Origin of the sequence: Chloroflexus sp. (genome assembly GCF_049970315.1) — a bacterium.
In the GTDB taxonomy this organism is placed as follows: Bacteria; Chloroflexota; Chloroflexia; order Chloroflexales; family Chloroflexaceae; genus Chloroflexus.
Genome location: NZ_JBMFNE010000006.1, coordinates 127,080 through 143,983, shown reverse-complemented (window position 1 = coordinate 143,983; position 16,904 = coordinate 127,080). Strand labels below are relative to the sequence as shown.

Genomic DNA, 16,904 nt, shown 5'->3' with positions numbered 1-16,904 from the left:
GCGGCGTCACCGCCGCGGTATGCGCACACGCGCAGCGTACAACCGGGGATTTGCTGCTTAGGGTAGCAACGAGAGGTTGCGGTACAGTTACAAATCGGTAACAGGGGGTAAGATGGGATCACCGTGACGGAGTCGCTCGGCAAAGGCAATGGTCTCCGGCGCCGGTTCGACGTCTAGCTCGCGGGCGAGCGTTTCACTGCAACGTTGAAACATCCGCAGGGCAGTGGCGCGGTTCCCGCACCGGGCGTAGGCCAGCATCAGAAAGCGGTAGGCCCGTTCCCAGCACGGATCGGAGACGAGGATACGTTCAGATAGCGCAATCAGCTCGTCGTCGCGACCTTGCTCGGCTAGAAACTGGGCCAGGCGATCTGCGCTACGCAAGAAGGTATTGCGCAATCGTTCGCGTTCGGCAATGGCCCAACTTTCGTAGAGTGCCTCGGGTAAGAAATCTCCCTGATAAAGCTGTAAAGCGGTTTGCAGTTGTTGGATGCCTTCAGTAATCCGCCCGTGATCGAAGAGGTGGAGACCTCTCGCGCAACCGATACTAAACTCGGCACAGTCGAGCCAGATGTCGGCGTTCGGACGCAGGCGATACGCCCTGCCATCACGCACAATGAACGCCGAGAGAACATCGGTGCGGCTTGGCTCTAAGACGCGGTAGAGGGTGCTGAGCGCCACTTTAAAATCGCGGATTCCCGCTTCTGGCCCAAGGTGTGGCCACAGCATTTCGATGAGTTCTTCACGTTGCAGCCACCGATCGCGATGGACGATTAGTGCCTGAAAGAGTTGGCGAGCTTTGTCGCGCTGCCATTCGCGAGCCTCGATCTCGTGATCGCCACGCCACACGCGAAAGCCACCGAGTGTCTGGACCCGTAACTGATAGCCGGGATGCACATCGAGGCCGCGCAGGCCAAGGATCGATAATAACCGGTCGATGTATTCGCGATGATGACCACGCGAACGTGCCGCCAACAAGATTGGCAATACCCGGCGTGGATCGATCAAGCCAAGAAACGTAGGTCGTGTAAACAGATAGTCGTAGCCGTGCGTTGCACTTAACTCTAGAGCCTCGACGATGGCAGCGATTGCTGCTGCCTCTTGTCGTAACTCGTGATACCCTAACGCCAGCCAGAGCGCTGCTACTGCCTGACCAAATCGGTCACTACAAGCGCGTAAATCGGCACGTGCCGTTACCAACAGCTCCGGCGCCCGCTCTACCTCACCGACCAGCAAATGACTCACCCCACGTTGAATCTGGATCATTGCACCTAACCAGAGATCGCCGGCCCAGCGACAAAAGGCTTGTCCATCGGCGGCAGCGCTCTCGGCAGCGGCCAGATCACCGGCCAGGCCGTAGAGACGGGTCATCCCCCAGAGTGGTTCTACCCGTAAGCGTTCTACGCCCAATGCCATACCTTCGGCTAATGCTTGCCGGTAATAATCGAGCGCACGCGCGCGTGCTGCGCTGCCCTCGGTTGCACTCTTTAACAACCACGTATGACCAATTCGCGCATATGCGACCGAGGTGATGAACCGTGAGTTACGTTCAAACCCGACCTGTACCCCTTCGGTAGCAAAAGCCAGTGCTTGTTCAGGATCGCCCTCAAATGCGGCGATCAATGCTAGTACCAACACTGCTTCACGATGCCCTCGTGGGGCTGGAGTTACACCGCGTGCCGTCACAATTCGTTCATGATCGCGCCACGCCTGTAGTAAGGCACGTGCTGCGGCAAGCTGGCCGGTACGCAGCTTAACCCGTGCGCTCAGTAAATCGGCGGCAGGGCTTGCCGCACGCAACTGTTGAGCCTGTTGCTGCAAGGCTTCCGCTTCAGCCGGCTGTCCCATATTCAGCTTGTTTTCGGCCAGCAACTCCAGTACGCAGGCGCGGGCCAGATGATCTTCGAGCCCTTCGCTCACCCGTAGCGCCTCTTGCAACACACTCTCGGCTTGGGATGGCTGCACTTGATCGATATAAACCTGCGCCAATCCGTATAAAGCGCGGGCCAATTCAGCCCGATCACCGCGCTGCCGACTCGTCGCTTCGGCTTGGAGGTACCAGCGCCGTGCTTCATCAAAGCGAGCACGTAACCGATACAGATCACCGAGGTAGCATTGCAACCGTGGCCGCGCGGCGATGATCTCGGCCGGGAGGGGGTCAATCCAATCGGCTAACGTGTCGAGCCGACCATTGCGCAACACCTCTTCGCCGGCGCTTTCAATTGCATCGGCAGCGATGCTGCCTTCACCGGCGGCAAACCAATGATGGATCGCTTCTTCGGCAGCACCGATGGCGGTATAATGTCGCGCTGCTCGGCGGTGTCGCTCTGCGATATCGGGGTCATGCCGAATCTGCTGACGCAAAAAGTCGTGGAAGAGGTGATGATAGCGGTAGTGTTCGTCGCCTAGCTCGACGATAAAGAGATCGCGATCACGCACCTGGGCGAGTAGCTCGGCACTATCATGGGCCTGTCGTACTGCGTCACACGCTGCCGCTGTTAAGACCCGCAACGGGGCTGTGTCCCGTAAGAAGGCCGCAATCTCTGGTGGCTGTCGAGCCAGTACGTCCGACGCTAAAAAGTCAAACAGTGCCGCCAAAGACGTTGGGCTGTCTGCTAATACCTCGGCCACGCTCCGCACCTGCCTACTACGTAGTCCTTGCCAGACCAGTTGCAGTGCGATGGGCCATCCTTCGGTCTGGTGACTGAGTAGATCGATGTCGGTGTCGCTCAGCACGATGCCAAAAACCTCGGTGAAGAGCGCAGCTATTTCGTCGCGGGTAAAGGACAAAGCTTCGCGGTGTAATTCGAGCACCTCACCGCGCGCACGCCAGCGTACCAATTCGCCACTGACAATCGGGTAGCGGGTGGCGATCAACAAACTGAACCACGGCGGTGCGTAGGTAATTAACCGTTCGGTTAAGGCTCGAATCTCCGCCGAAACAGTGACAAAATGGTAGTCATCGAGAATAAGAAGGGTGGGTTTGGGTGTAACACCTGCCAGCGCATTCAGCAACTCGTCGAGCATGCGCGTCCATACCGTGCGGTCGGCGGGCCGGGCCTGTAGCATCGCCAGTACGTCGGGAACACCTTGCGGCAGCACCGGCGCACATGCTGCCGTCAAGTAGGTAAGAAATGTGACCGGATCACGATCATCTTCGCCGATGGTATACCAACACACCGGCGCCATGCTCGTCGCTAACTCGGCCAGTGCTGTCGTTTTGCCATAGCCGGCCCCGGCCTGTACCAGGGTTACCCGGTAATCAAACGCCTCGCGGAGTCGCGCCGTCACCGCCGGACGGACCAGTCGGTAGCGGTGTGGTCGCGGTGGCGTGACTTTAGCCTGCAACAACACTGTCTCCTCACCCGCCATAGCGGTATGATGATACATGGCCACTGATGGTACCGAGTATTATACCAGCAGCGCAAAGGGGAGCGAAGGCGCAAAGGGCGCAAAGGTGCCGTAGAGCCGGACGGCTGTCCGACCCCGCAGAGGGCGCAGAGATTTTTCACGCAAAGGAGCGAAGGCGCAAAGGGCGCAAAGATTTTGGGGAAGCGCCGCCGCTTCTATTGTCATTGCGAGCGGTAGAAACGATACAAAAACAGACGATTTTTGTGCCTTTTGCATATCTTTGTGGCTATTCCCACCTGCTTGGTGTGCATCCCTGACCCCCTTTGCCTATTCTCCGCCACCTACGGTATACTTCATAGCGGCGTAGTCTTCTGAACAAAGGAGCACAGGCTATGAGTAGCGCAATGATCGGTGTGATCGGTGGCAGTGGACTGTACGCGATGCCTGATCTCAAGAATCCCGAAGAAGTGCGCCTCACGACGCCATTCGGCGATCCGAGTGATGCGTTTGTCATTGGTGAGTTGGAAGGTCGCCGGGTAGCGTTCCTGCCTCGTCATGGTCGTGGTCATCGCCTCAATCCGAGCGAAGTGCCGGCGCGGGCCAATATCTATGCCTTCAAGCTGTTGGGAGTGCGCGCTTTGATCTCGGTGAGCGCTGTCGGTTCGCTGCGCGAGGACTACGCTCCCGGTCACGCCGTTATTCCCGACCAGATTTTCGATCGGACTAAAGGCATCCGTCCCGCCACCTTCTTTGAAGGTGGGGTCGTAGCCCATGTAGCGTTTGACCGTCCCTTCTGCCCCAATCTGAGCAATATTCTCTTGCACGCGGCGCAAACCGCCGGCGCGGTGGTGCATCAAGGCGGGACGTTGGTGGTGATGGAGGGGCCTCAGTTTTCGACCAAGGCCGAGAGTGAAGAGAATCGGCGGCGCGGCCACAGCCTGATCGGTATGACGGCGCTGCCCGAAGCGAAGTTGGCGCGCGAGGCCGAGATTGCCTATGCGACCTTGGCGATGGTCACCGATTACGATGTCTGGCACCCGGAACACGATGCAGTTACCGCCGATCAGGTGATCAAGGTGCTGAGTGCGAATGTAGCCCTTTCTCAGCAGATCGTGCGGTTGGCCGTGGCCCAGATCGATGAAACCTTTACCAGTCCGGCCCACGATGCGTTGCGTCATGCTATCGTCACCCATCCCGATTACATTCCGCCCGCCATCAAAGAACGGTTAGCGCCGATTGCCGGCCGCTATTGGTCGTGAGGCATTATGCAGGGTGAAGTCCGGATTCTACCCCTTCGTGGAATCGGCGAGGTGCGGCCGGGTGATGATCTGGCGGCTATTCTCGCCGCCGCTATCGATGCCGTTGGCGGTCTGGAATCGGGCGACATTGTGGTTGTCACCCAAAAGATCGTCTCAAAAGCCGAAGGTCGTTTGGTCGATCCGGCAACGATTGAGCCATCACCGTTTGCACAGCAGATTGCCCGATCTGCCAAGAAAGATGCTCACTATCAAGAGGTGGTCTTGCGTGAGAGTAAGCGGATCGTTAAGATGGCGAACGGCGTCCTCATTACCGAAACCCACCACGGCTTTGTATGCGCCAACAGCGGCGTTGATGAGTCGAACATTGATGGCGGACGACGGTTGGCATTGTTGCCGCTTGATCCCGATGCAAGTGCTGCCTCGCTACGTACCGCCTTGGCAGCCCGCTACGATCATGCGCCGGCGGTGATTATCACCGACACCTTTGGTCGGCCATGGCGCGAGGGACAGGTCAATGTAGCGATTGGTGTGGCCGGTATGGAGCCATTACACGATTTTGCCGGTATTGCCGATCCCTACGGCTATACGATGCAGGCCACCCTGATCGCCGTTGCCGATGAGTTGGCCGCTGCCGCTGAATTGGTGATGGGGAAGATTGATCGGGTGCCGGCAGCGCTGGTTCGCGGTTTTGCCTATCGTCCCAGCGAGACGGCTACTGCTCGACGCTTGATCCGTGATCCACGCTTCGATCTGTTCCGTTAGTACGTCTTGAGTGATAGTAAGTCGGGAAGGAGTCTCGCCAACAGCTTGTCAGACCCTTCCCGCTGTTGTCAACCCTCGCTTATTTGTATCCACACGGTACATCTATGGATTTCTTCACGCTTGTTCAGACCCGGCGCACGGTGCGCGTATTCCGACCCGATCCGCCGTCCCGAGCGGCGATTGAACAGATTTTGACCGCGGCGAGCTGGGCGCCGTCGCCGCACGGTCGTCAGCCGTGGCGATTTGTCGTGGTTGAGACTGCTGAGCGTAAGCGGGTATTGGTCGATGCAATGGGTGCTGCATGGCGGTACCATCTGACCCTCGATGGTCACGATCCGGCTACCGTCGAAGCACGTCTGCGACGCTCACGGGAACGAGTACTGAATGCACCGGTCATTATCATTCCCTGCCTGTATCTGAACGATCTCGATACCTATCCCGATCCCGAACGGCAAGCTGCCGAAACGACGATGGCAATCCAGAGTCTGGGTTGTGCCGTGCAGAATATGCTCTTGGCAGCTTTTGCCCTTGGTTTAGCCGCCGGTTGGATGTGCGCGCCGTTGTTTGCTCCCGATGCCGTTCGTACCGCACTGCACCTAACTGACGACTTGCATCCACAAGCCTTGATCCCGATTGGGTATCTGGCCCAAGAACCGAAGCGGCGACCGCGTCGTAGTCTTGCCGAGTTGATCGTACAGTGGCAGTAGGTGAAGGAGGTTAATGGCCTCGTTGACTTTCGTCGCTTTCAGGAGGAGAAGTTATTGCAAGCGTTAATCTATCTCGCCGGTTTTGCCGTTATCTGTTTGGCTTCGCACCAGATCGGTGAATGGTTTTCCCGCCTTCGCTTACCTTATATCGCCGGTTATCTCTTTACCGGTGTGTTGGTCGGTTCATTCGGTTTGCAACTGTTACCCTCGAATATCGGCGATTCGCTACGGTTTATCGACCAAATCGCATTAGCGGTGATCGCGTTTGTGGCCGGTAGCGAGTTGTTTTACAAGGATTTGGTCAATCGCTTGCGGTCGATCTTGTGGTCGCTTGGGTTGATCATCGTGGTTGCTCTGAGCTTGATCGGAGGGTCGCTCTTTTGGCTGCTTGATCTGATTCCGTTTACCCAGGGTTTGGCTATCGGTGACAAAATTGCCGTTGCACTGTTAGGTGGGACGATCCTACTAGCCCTGTCGCCACCCTCGACCATCGCCGTGATTAGAGAGCTACGTGCCCGCGGTCCGGCAACGCGCTTGATCTTGGGAATAACGATTGCGATGGATGTTGCGATTATCGTCATCTTTGCCATTAGTTCGTCGTTTGCGGTAGCGTTGGTTGAGCAGCGTGGCGTGAATTTGGTGTTTCTGGCTCTTTTGCTCCTCGATTTGGTGCTGTCAGGGGTGCTGGGGGCTGGTACCAGTTGGTTATTACAACAGGTGTTAGGTCAAGGTTGGTCGCGCTGGCTGAAACTGGCGCTGATCGTCGCCCTTGGTTATGCCATCTTTGCCGGTGCAGCGTGGTTGAAAGCCTTTTCCGCAGCAAACTGGCCGATCAAGCTGGTGATCGAACCGTTACTGGTTGCGTTAATCGGTGGTTTTCTGATCACCAATTTCTCGCCTTACCGTGATGAGTTTGCTGAATTGTTGCACGACATTGGCCCGGTCGTCTATGTGGCGTTTTTCACCATTACCGGTCTTGGTCTAAAGCTCGATATTTTGCTGACTGCGCCGATCTTCGCGGCTGTGTTGTTTGTGGTGCGGGCACTGGCCCTTTGGCTGGGGAGTAATCTCGGTTTGTGGCTTGCCGGTGAACCGATTCGTTTTCGTCGCTTGCTCTGGCTGGGCCTCATCACCCAAGCCGGGATCGCGCTTGGTCTGGCCCGCGAGTCTTCGCTCCTATTGCCGGGATTAGGTGAAGCCTTCGCCACGTTGATTATTGCGGTGATTGTGCTCAACGAGATTGCCGGTCCGTTGACGTTACGGTTTGCTTTGCAGCGGCTAGGCGAGGCAAACTTGCCCGAACCGGGTATTCGTGAAGATGTGCGTGATGTGCTGATCCTTGGGATTGAACAGCAATCGATTGCGCTGGCCCGCCAACTGAGTTCGCGCGGTTGGCGCGTGCGTGTCGCCGATACCGACCTCGATCACGTGCGCCGGTTGGCTGCCGAAGATGTTGATGAGCGTCATATCCCGGAAGTCAGTCTGGAAACGTTGCGTGGCCTGATTGACCACTCGACCGATGCTGTAGTGGCATTGTTGTCAAATGATGAAGACAATCTGCGTGCCTGCCGAATTGCACTCGAGAAATTTGGAGTGCCGCGACTGATTGTGCGGTTGAACCGGCAAGACCTGCGTGAAGAGTTTCATGAGTTAGGTGCGATCATCGTCGATCAGGCCACTGCGATGGTGAATCTGCTCGAGCAAGCCGTGCGCGCACCGCAATCACTGTCGCTGTTGTTGCATACCGACCCGGTTTATGATGTGGTGCAGATGACCGTCACCAATCGTGATGTCGACGGGCGACTGGTACGCGATTTACGCTTACCCGCCGACGTCCTCTTGCTCGAGATTAGTCGGGATGGTCAGGCGATTGTCCCGCACGGCTATACGCGCTTGCGCTGCGGCGACGAGATTACCGTCGTCGGTAAACCCGAGAGCTTGCGGGAGGTGAGTTTGCGGATTGGGTGATCAGCTTGCCCCGCCGATGTCTTGGCGGTTCAGTGTGCGATAGGCGCTGTAGCCGAAGATCAAGCTGTAGACGAGGATCACGATCAGCGCTTGCCACTGCGGTGGAAGCAGAGCAGTGTCGAGAGCTGAAGTCAACACACTCTGGTCGAGACCGAACATACGACTGTTCTCGATAATGAGGCGATTAATGTTTGGCTGCAAAAGCAGATTGACCAACGAGCGGATAAACGGATCGATGGCGCCAATCGTGTTAAGCGAGCCGGCGCTCACATCGAACACGAGAAAAATCAAGCCGGTACTGACGCCGGCGATGACCGAACGGCCCACGATGGCGCCGACGCACGCGATCAACGTGTAGGGTAAGAGGACGAGGAGCGCGCGTAGCATCCCGACCGGCACCAACAGCAGATCGATTACGCTAAGGCGCTGTGGCAAACCGAGCAGCCCACCGAAAATCAACGCCAATCCCGTACCGAGGAATAGTGTTATCGCCATGGCGGCAAGTAAGGCCAGTTGTAGGGCCGTCACTTTTGCCAACAGATAGATCGTTCGATTGGGCATACGGGTAAGCAAAACGCGCAGGGTACCCCAATTGAAATCACTACCAAAGAGACCGGCCGCTAAAATGACAGCAAGTATCCCGCCGGTGCCGTTGATTTCACCGAACATCGCCCCAAACACGCCGGGTAAGCTCAATTGGAGTTTTATCTGATCGATAGCCGCCGGACTAAGCAGACCAAAGGTGATTTCACCACCACTAAATAACCCTTCTTGCAAGGCAACTACCAAAAACCATAGGGTCTCCCGTAAGGTGGCAAGGAACAAAAAGATGCCAAGCAGGAGATGCGCCATCGGCCGCCGGACAATCTTCACCCATTCGGCGGCCAGCATCTGACCAAATATTCTCAAAGGAGAGATTTCCGTGTTCATACCTGAACGACTTTCTCTCTATGGCTCGGCTTTGGTTACCGTCAAGAAAAACTCTTCCAGCGAATTCGTACCGGCGCCAATCTCGGCTACCACAATGCCGGCTTTAATCAGCAAGGTATTAATCTCAGCAGTCCGTTCGGTGGCGGTATCGATCAAAATGGCATCCCCTTGGACGGTAACGCTACCAACCCAAGGTAACGTGGTTAAGATACTCACTGCCGGCCCCGGATCACCTGCTACTCGTACCCGCACACTCTGACCACGTCGTAACAGTGTAGCGACTTCACCGATAGCGATCAGCTTTCCCTCTTTCATAATCGCTACGCGCTGACACAGTTGCTCGACCTCGTGCAACAAGTGGCTGCACAGCAAGATCGTGCGGCCACCGGCGGCGAGTTCGCGGATAAGGTTACGAATCTCAACCGTTCCCGCCGGATCGAGGCCGTTGGTTGGTTCGTCGAGCATGATCAACTCGGGATCGGGGAGCAAGGCCGCGGCAATGGCCAGTCGCTGTTTCATACCTTGTGAGTAGGTCGCTACCTTATCACGCGCTCGATCACTCAACTCAACCATCTTCAGCACCTGCGGGACACGTTCGAGCGCAATCCCACCGGCGCGCGCCAATACCCGCAGGTTATCGGTGCCGCTCAGGTAGGGGTAGAACGCCGGTGCTTCGATCATCGCACCTACTCGCCGCAGTGCCAGCATCGGTTCGCGTTGCACATCGTAGCCGAGCACCATTGCGCGACCGTGCGTCGGCTTGACCAACCCCAACAGCATCGCAATCGTGGTGGTTTTGCCGGCGCCATTGGGGCCGAGGAAGCCAAAAACTTCCCCTTTGTTCACGGTGAGATTGAGCTGATCGACAGCGAGTCGTTTGCCGTAGCGTTTGGTGAGTTCAAACGTTTCAATCGCATACATAGCAGGCTCTCGTTGAGTTTTTCGCTGCTATGATAACACAACGAGTGATAGCTCATAGTGGCGGTTTGCAGCGATTGGGTAACAGCTCGCCTCATTTACGCCCGCTCTCCGGCTAGCAAGTTAAGCAACCGATCATCGTCACGCACCGCCGCGAATGCTACTGCTCGTCCGCAGAGCGCACCGATGACATTACCGGTGCCGTTGTAGGCGCCGATTGCCCATACATGCGAGCGCACCTGACGGGCTATCGGTAAGACGCGCCCAACGTGAAATGCGACCCGGGCCGCCCAACGCCGTTCAATCGGCGCCCGACTGCTAATCCGTTCCCGTAATATCTGTTCGAGCGCCGCTTGTACCGGTGCCGAAGGTTCTGCCGGCGCTTCCCATTCATCCGCTGCAAATCGGTCACGACAGCCACCGAGCGTGATGCGTCCATCCGGCAATTGCTGCCAGTAATCGTACCCCCAGCGCGTATAGACCGGCCACGGGATGGATCGTTCGGGATCGGGCGCTGTTGCCAACATTTGCAGACGTGTGGTACGGACTACGCCACGTAGCTCAGGGAGTAGTTGTTCGAGACCGCCATCGACGGCCACGATTACGTGATGTGCGTGGATCTGACCTTGTGGGCAACGTACTATTGTGTCATCAATCGTCAGCGCCGGTGTGTGGGTGAAGAGCAGTGCGCCACCACGTCGCGCTTGCTCGGCTAATAAGCGACAGCGCTTGAGCGGTTGAAACGAACCATCGGTGGGCAGAAAAAGCCCTTCGCCTTCGGAGCCACGGTACGGTTCAACCGGTAGATCATCTGCCCGCATCGCCTGCAACTGTGCAGCGCAATCGACGATTTCCTCTGCCGAAGCAGCGATGCGTAACGAACCAACCTGCCGCACAGCATTCGGCATCATTACCGCCATTCGTTCGATTTCGGCGATGGTGAGTCGGTAGATCGCTGCCGCGCGCTCACGACCAAGCACAGCGACGGCATTGTGGTAGAACGCGGCAAGTCCGGCCAGTAGGAAGCCACCGTTTTGGCCGGCAGCCCCACCACCAACCGTTGTTGCATCGATCCCGGCCACGCGCATCCCAAGCTCAAGTAAGGTGTGAATACAACTCAACCCCGATCCACCAAGGCCGATCACACAGACATCAACGGCTATGGCATCGGTTAGGGTCGGATAGGCAGGTTCCGGTTCGTCGTACCAAACTGAGCGTTGAGGATGCAGGTGATCGTGTCTCATCGATTAGCTAGCTATTCGACCGTTCGAGCGGTGGCTGCAAGCCTTGCCGAAAAATGCGCACAACCAGCACCGCCGTGGCTTCCGGATCGGCGGCCAATGGCAGGTTCCGTCCGCCCACAAACGGAAAACAGAGCAGCGCAGAGAAGGTGCGGATTACATCCACCGGTTGCAAATCAGCAGCCACTTCGCCGTTGGCAATCGCCGCTTCGGCGAGCCGGAACACTCGCGCTTGGGCTTGCAAGAGTTCATTGCGCGAGTTCGGATGCTTCTCTAGTAACTCGGCCACTTCCGGCAACCAAAGTTGGAACGCAGCAGCGTGATGTTGAATCTGGAAGATGATACTGGCACGCAATAGATCACAGAGTTGTTCAAGTGGCGAGCGGTCAGTCGGTTCACCAACGGCTGCAGCGGCAAAGAGATCGCGGATAAGACGGGCGATCATTGCTGCCAGCAGGTCTTCACGGGTCGGGAATTGATTATAGAGAGTTGGTTTTGAAATACCGACGCGCGCGGCGAGGTCGTCCATCGCGAGAGCGGCAAAGCCGCGTTCAGCGATGAGTTGCTGGGTTGCAGCGAGGATCTCGTCGCGTAACAGTTGGCGACGGCGTTCACGGAGCGTTGTGCTCATAAGCGTCTACACTCAATCGGCCAACGACGTTGTTGTTAGCCGGTACTATACCATAAATGAGAAAACGATACCGCAGCCGAGATACTACGAACTACGGCTGCGGTAGAGGTAAAGCGGCATCATTTATCGGTGAGGATGGTAATCCGCACACTCATCCCGGCGCGCAATCCCTCTTGCTTGTCGAGTTTGACGCGGACGGTAAATGTGCGGACGTTCCCGACGGTGTTCGCCACCGGCGCCACAAAATCAACCATACCGGTAAAGACGGTACCGGGGAGTGCATCAACCCGCACTTCGACCGACTGCCCTTCGCGTACACGGGCAACGTCGGTGTCGCTGATCGCTGCCTCGACGTGCAATTCGCTATCATCAACGATCTGTACCGCCGGTAAAGCCCCTGTCCCGGCTAAATCGCCCGGATCGACGTTTACTCGCGCGACGATCCCATCAAAGGGTGCACGTAATACAGATTTTTCGAGGTTGAGTTTAGCGGCAGCCAACGCCGCTTCGGCGGCTTTCAGGGCTGCCTCGACGGTAGCCAGATTTTGACGGGTAGGCGGGGCGGTGATCCGTTCCAAATTGGCCCGGGCTGCTGCTACTCCGGCTTGGGCAGCGGCTAATGCTCCGGCCCGCTGATCACCGCGCAGACGGTCGAGTGTGGCTTGAGCTTGCGCAACCGCAGCGTCGGCAGCCGCGATCAGATCGGCAGTGGGACCATCGAGCAATCGTTGCAAATTGCTTCGCGCCGTGCGTACTTGCGCTTCAGCGGCGGCAAGACCGTCAATTTCGTTCTGGCGCGCTTGTTCATACGCTAATTGGGCCTGCTTGTAACGCGCTTCCGCCGACTCGACGGCGCGCAGTAGTTGCTCTTCGGCGTCCTTCGCCTCTTTCGGCAGTTCTAACCCGAACTTCGCCAATTGCTGCTCACGTTCGCGGTTCTTCCAGTAGAGATCGGAATAGGCTTGCTGCGCGTCACGTAATGCGTTGGCGGCTAAGGTTAGTTGTAACTCGGCGTTGGTCTTCACCGCCGAGAGGTTGGTGCGCTGAATGTTCAAATTGGCTTCAGCCTGCTCGACTGCGGATCGGGCAGCGGTCAATTCTGCCTCACTTGGTCCGTCGAGGAGATCGTTGCGTCGGGCAATGGCCTGTTGTAGAGCGGCCTCGGCGGCGGCGATGTCAGCATCGGTAACGCTCCCACGCGCTTGACGCAGAGCAGCTTCGGCCTGTGCCACCTGCGCTCGCACCGCAGCAATCTCTTCTGGAGTGGCGCCCTCGATCAGGCGCTCATAATTGGCCCGCGCTTGAGCCAAATTTGCTTCAGCCTGTGTAACCTGCAACTCCAGCTCACGCGCATCGAGCGCCACCAGCGGATCGCCGGCTTTTACTCGGTCCCCTGCCTCCACAAAGACCTCGGCGACCACACCGGGGACGCGGAAGCTGAGATCAGCACTGCTACGGGCTACCACTTCACCACTGGCAGTCACGCCCAGGCTGATCGTTGGCGAGCTACCGAGATCAATGTTCGTTATCGGGGCCGTCGTCGGTTGGCTAACAACCGTTGGCTGTACCTCGACTACCGCCGTTGTAGGTACGGCAGTCGGGGCAGGGGCAGGGGCTGTACAGGCCGCCAATACGACCGCTAGCGTCCCGCCGATCAAACTAGTACCAATCACTCGTCGCATAGTCCGTTGGCTCCTGTAACATGGTGTTTCGTGTCGTGTTCATCTCCGAATCGGTACGTGTTTCCAGGTCGGTTTTGTGCTTTTTCCCTTGCATCAGTCTCGATGCAAGGGACAAGCCAGCGCTAATCTGCCGAAGGTTCGCCGGCCGGTGTAGCCGGTGTGGTCGGTGGTACTGCCGGTCGGGTGACGGGTGAGGTGGCCGGTCCTGATGTCGTTGCGACGTGTGCTCCGGGACCAGGAGCGGGCAGTTCAAAGTCCTCGTGCGGTTGCACACCGCTAAACCGCTGCTTCAGCCACGTAACCGCCGCGTCCATCAGGCTATACACTGTTGGCACGACCAGTAACGTGAGTAAGGTTGACGTAAGCATACCACCGATCAGTACCCATGCAAGCCCTTTGCGGAATTCGTTCCCCTCACCGGTTGCCAAGACGTGGAGGCCGAGCGCTGTCGGCATGGCCCCCGCCACCAGTGAGAGCGCCGTCATCAAGATCGGACGCAACCGGATCGCGCCGGCCAGTTTGAGCGCCGAGTGCTTGTCAAGGCCCAGGTCACGCAGTCGGTTGGTGAAATCGACTAACAAGATCGAGTTCTTCACCACCAAACCGAGGAGCATAATCAGACCGATCATACCGGTGATGTCGAGGTCAATGCCTACCAAGCGCAGCGCAAGGAATGCACCGATGAAACTGAACGGCATTGCCATCATGATCACCAGGGGCTGAGTGAAGCTGCCGAATTGCGAGGCCAGCACCATATAGACGAAGAGCACCGATAAGCCCATGGCGAGGAAGAGCGACGAGAAGCCTTCATTGGTCTGGGCAATAGTACCGACGTAGCTAACAACCACGTCGGCCGGAATGTCCAGCTTCTCCAGCCGCGCTTGTACGGCTGCCTGTGCGTCCGACAGATTGACACCCTCAAGGTTGGCGCCGACAAGCACCTGATTAAGTCGGTCGTAGCGGCGGATCGAGACCTGACTAGACGTCAGTTCCACCGTGCCCAACGCGCTCAGCGGAACCACACCACTCCGGGTAGGGATACTGATCGCACTAAGCGTTTCGATGCCGGCTCGATCTTGTGGCGCTAGTCGCACCACCACGTCGAGATCGGTATTACCGGTGCGGAGCACTGTCGCCCGCTCGCCGTTGATCAATGCACGCACCGAAGCGGCAATGTCCTCGTTGGTAATGCCTAGTTCACCGATACGAGCCGGATCGGCGCGGAGGCGTAATTCCGGTTTACCCAGTTGGAGATTGCTATCGATATCGACCAATCCCGGCACTGCCGCCATCTCACGCTTGATCGCTTCGACCAGCGGGGCGAGTTCGGTAGCGGGACGAGTCGTTTGCAAACTGACTTGCAATTCACGTCCTTCCACACCGGCGCCCGAGGGCTGGAAGCTCGGTACCGAGAAGCTTAGGCGTGGCAAGAAGCTCAACTGATCACGCAGGCGCTCTTGGGTGGGTAACGTTGGGGTACGCCCGACCAGCGTCACCGAGAACTCGGCCCGCTCTGGGAAGCCGGGGAAGCCGACCCGCGTAATCACATTCTCAACCGCAGGATCGTTCAACAAGATTTGCTCAGCCTGGCGGGCCAGCCGGTCGGTTTCGGCCAAAGGCGTTCCCGGGGTTGCCTCGAAGCGCATAATAAACTCGTGTGGATCCTGCTCAGGGAAGAAGGTTAACTTCAACCCACTCGCCACCCACATGCTCAACACAAGGACGGCTAGCGCAATGCCGACCACGATTAACCGATTGCGGAGGCTCGCCAACGTCCATCCGAGCAGCTTTCCGTACCATCGCCCCATCCGACCGGGGTCTTCATTGGCTTCTTGCAATAGCCCAATATCGCGCTCACTCACCTCATCCGAGATCGGTACCTCAACAATCGGCTGATGATCGTTGCGGTGCGGCTTCGGTTTGATTTTGATATTGGGGAAGAGATTGGCCGATAACATCGGTGCAAAGGTAAATGCTTCGGCCAACGACAGCAAGATCGCGATTGAGACGACTAACCCAAACGATTTGAACACGATCCCGGCGACCCCTTCGGCGAACGTCACCGGTACAAAGACGGCTACAATCGTCAGTGTCATCGCAACGACCGACAAGCCGACTTCCCACGTTCCCCGCGACGACGCAACCCGCGCACTTTCTCCACGTTCGAGGTGACGGAAGATATTTTCGCGCACCACAATCGCATCGTCAATGACGAGACCGACGCAGAGCGAGAGGGCAAGCAGTGTGACAAGGTTGATCGTTAGGCCAAAAATCGGCATAAAGATGAAGGTGCCGATCAAGATCACCGGCAACCCCGACATCGTAATGATGGTACTGCGCAGATTACCGAAGAAGAACCAGACCACCAGGAATGCGGCGATGGAAGCAAAGATCAGCTCTTCGAGCGAAGAGGCAACCGATGAACGCACCGCTTCCGAACTGTCAACCGGAATGGTGTAGGTCAATTCGGGGAACGGCGCAAAAGCTTGCTCAAGCGCCTTGTAAACGTTGTCGGCCACCGTTACCGTATTGGCGCCCGACTGCTTGAGCACACTGAGCAGAATCGCCTCGCTGCCGTTGAGCCGTGAGATAGTGGTTACCTCGGCTACCCCCTCGCTCACGACGGCAACATCGCTCACGCGATACGGTGTTCCTGAAATTTGCACATTGGCAATATCGGCTGCACTGCGCAGTAATGAGGGTACCCGCAAACTGATCTCGGTGTTATTCTCGATCAGCGAACCAAGACCAAGATCGGCGTTTGCTTGCTGCAACGAACGGCTGATCTGGGCTGGCAATATGCCGTATGCTTGCAACTTCGCCAGATCGAGCCAGACGTTAATCTGGCGCTCTTGTCCGCCGTTCACCGTCACCGAACCAACACCGGGAGCACGCTGGATCAGCGGTACCAATTGCTCTTCGACCAATGTACGCAACTCAAGCGGTGAACGCCCACTCGTGTCGGCAATGGCGATTTGCATAATCGGTGCCTGGTTCGGATCAAACCGCTGGAAGATTGGTTGCCGAACATCGCGCGGTAACTGGGGGAGAATGCTGTTTACGCGCTGGCGGACATCCTCTTCGACTTGCTTTGCCGAGTTGCCGGCTTCAAATTCGAGGAGAATGGTCGCGATACCTTCGCTCGCCTGTGATGTGATATGCTTGAGACCGGCTAGCGTATTGACCGCATTCTCCACCGGGCGCACGACCTGATCGACGACACTTTCCGGGCCGGCGCCGGGGTAGGTGATGGTGACGGCGACGATCGGGACATCAATTTCCGGTAGTAGGTTGACGGGGGTTGAGCGGAATGAGAGAATACCGAAGGTGATGAACGCCAGCATCACCATAGTGATGAAGACTGGCTGCCGAATCGAGACATCAGCGATCCAGATGCCGTTGAGTTTTTCCCGACGTTGCGGGCCCATGGGTGATCCTCCCACAAGATGCGATTGCAA

General features: G+C 57.4%; 11 protein-coding genes. 4 read left to right on the top strand and 7 right to left on the bottom strand.

The features are described 5' to 3' along the window. Positions 1–87: 87 nt before the first annotated feature. Positions 88–3,387, bottom strand: coding sequence for a BTAD domain-containing putative transcriptional regulator (locus ACP5OT_RS06550; protein ID WP_428131693.1), 3,300 nt, complete (start codon positions 3,385–3,387; stop codon positions 88–90). Between the two features lie 353 nt (positions 3,388–3,740). Between ACP5OT_RS06550 and mtnP the strand changes: the two genes are divergently transcribed. The 4 genes from mtnP (at position 3,741) to ACP5OT_RS06530 (ending at position 8,044) form a co-directional block, all read left to right on the top strand. Then, on the top strand, positions 3,741–4,607 hold the full coding sequence (mtnP, locus tag ACP5OT_RS06545; RefSeq protein WP_424676978.1) for an S-methyl-5'-thioadenosine phosphorylase: 867 nt from the start codon (positions 3,741–3,743) through the stop codon (positions 4,605–4,607). 6 nt (positions 4,608–4,613) lie between these two features. Next, positions 4,614–5,369 carry a coenzyme F420-0:L-glutamate ligase gene (cofE, locus tag ACP5OT_RS06540; protein WP_424676001.1) on the top strand — a complete coding sequence of 252 codons (756 nt, stop codon included), beginning with the start codon at positions 4,614–4,616 and terminating at the stop codon, positions 5,367–5,369. A gap of 104 nt (positions 5,370–5,473) precedes the next feature. After that, on the top strand, positions 5,474–6,076 hold the full coding sequence (locus ACP5OT_RS06535; RefSeq protein ID WP_424676000.1) for a nitroreductase family protein: 603 nt from the start codon (positions 5,474–5,476) through the stop codon (positions 6,074–6,076). Continuing rightward, entirely contained in the window at positions 6,077–8,044 is a 1,968-nt protein-coding gene (locus tag ACP5OT_RS06530) for a monovalent cation:proton antiporter family protein (protein WP_428111583.1), read from the top strand. Here the strand turns inward: ACP5OT_RS06530 and ACP5OT_RS06525 are convergent, their stop codons facing one another. The 6 genes from ACP5OT_RS06525 to ACP5OT_RS06500 form a co-directional block, all read right to left on the bottom strand. Next, a complete protein-coding gene (locus ACP5OT_RS06525) occupies positions 8,045–8,974 on the bottom strand; it encodes a hypothetical protein (protein WP_424675998.1) in 930 nt (309 codons plus the stop codon). 18 nt (positions 8,975–8,992) lie between these two features. Continuing rightward, the gene (locus ACP5OT_RS06520) at positions 8,993–9,895 is read right to left on the bottom strand and encodes an ABC transporter ATP-binding protein (RefSeq protein WP_424675997.1); all 903 of its coding nucleotides are present in this window, start codon (positions 9,893–9,895) and stop codon (positions 8,993–8,995) included. Positions 9,896–9,990: 95 nt separating this feature from the next. Next, on the bottom strand, positions 9,991–11,136 hold the full coding sequence (locus ACP5OT_RS06515) for an NAD(P)/FAD-dependent oxidoreductase (RefSeq protein ID WP_428111581.1): 1,146 nt from the start codon (positions 11,134–11,136) through the stop codon (positions 9,991–9,993). Between the two features lie 7 nt (positions 11,137–11,143). Then, a complete protein-coding gene (locus tag ACP5OT_RS06510) occupies positions 11,144–11,764 on the bottom strand; it encodes a TetR/AcrR family transcriptional regulator (protein ID WP_424675995.1) in 621 nt (206 codons plus the stop codon). A 119-nt stretch (positions 11,765–11,883) separates the two neighbouring features. Next, positions 11,884–13,446, bottom strand: coding sequence for an HlyD family secretion protein (locus tag ACP5OT_RS06505; protein ID WP_428131690.1), 1,563 nt, complete (start codon positions 13,444–13,446; stop codon positions 11,884–11,886). A 122-nt stretch (positions 13,447–13,568) separates the two neighbouring features. Further along, complete coding sequence (locus ACP5OT_RS06500) at positions 13,569–16,874, bottom strand: efflux RND transporter permease subunit (RefSeq protein ID WP_428131688.1); 3,306 nt, start codon at positions 16,872–16,874, stop codon at positions 13,569–13,571. Positions 16,875–16,904: the final 30 nt, after the last annotated feature.

What these genes read in the sequence shown, in the direction of transcription:
- ACP5OT_RS06550 (WP_428131693.1), bottom strand. Translation starts at nt 3,387, where the DNA reads ATGTATCATCATACCGCTATGGCGGGTGAGGAGACAGTGTTGTTGCAG.
- mtnP (WP_424676978.1), top strand. Translation starts at nt 3,741, where the DNA reads ATGAGTAGCGCAATGATCGGTGTGATCGGTGGCAGTGGACTGTACGCG.
- cofE (WP_424676001.1), top strand. Translation starts at nt 4,614, where the DNA reads ATGCAGGGTGAAGTCCGGATTCTACCCCTTCGTGGAATCGGCGAGGTG.
- ACP5OT_RS06535 (WP_424676000.1), top strand. Translation starts at nt 5,474, where the DNA reads ATGGATTTCTTCACGCTTGTTCAGACCCGGCGCACGGTGCGCGTATTC.
- ACP5OT_RS06525 (WP_424675998.1), bottom strand. Translation starts at nt 8,974, where the DNA reads ATGAACACGGAAATCTCTCCTTTGAGAATATTTGGTCAGATGCTGGCC.
- ACP5OT_RS06520 (WP_424675997.1), bottom strand. Translation starts at nt 9,895, where the DNA reads ATGTATGCGATTGAAACGTTTGAACTCACCAAACGCTACGGCAAACGA.
- ACP5OT_RS06515 (WP_428111581.1), bottom strand. Translation starts at nt 11,136, where the DNA reads ATGAGACACGATCACCTGCATCCTCAACGCTCAGTTTGGTACGACGAA.
- ACP5OT_RS06510 (WP_424675995.1), bottom strand. Translation starts at nt 11,764, where the DNA reads ATGAGCACAACGCTCCGTGAACGCCGTCGCCAACTGTTACGCGACGAG.
- ACP5OT_RS06505 (WP_428131690.1), bottom strand. Translation starts at nt 13,446, where the DNA reads ATGCGACGAGTGATTGGTACTAGTTTGATCGGCGGGACGCTAGCGGTC.
- ACP5OT_RS06500 (WP_428131688.1), bottom strand. Translation starts at nt 16,874, where the DNA reads ATGGGCCCGCAACGTCGGGAAAAACTCAACGGCATCTGGATCGCTGAT.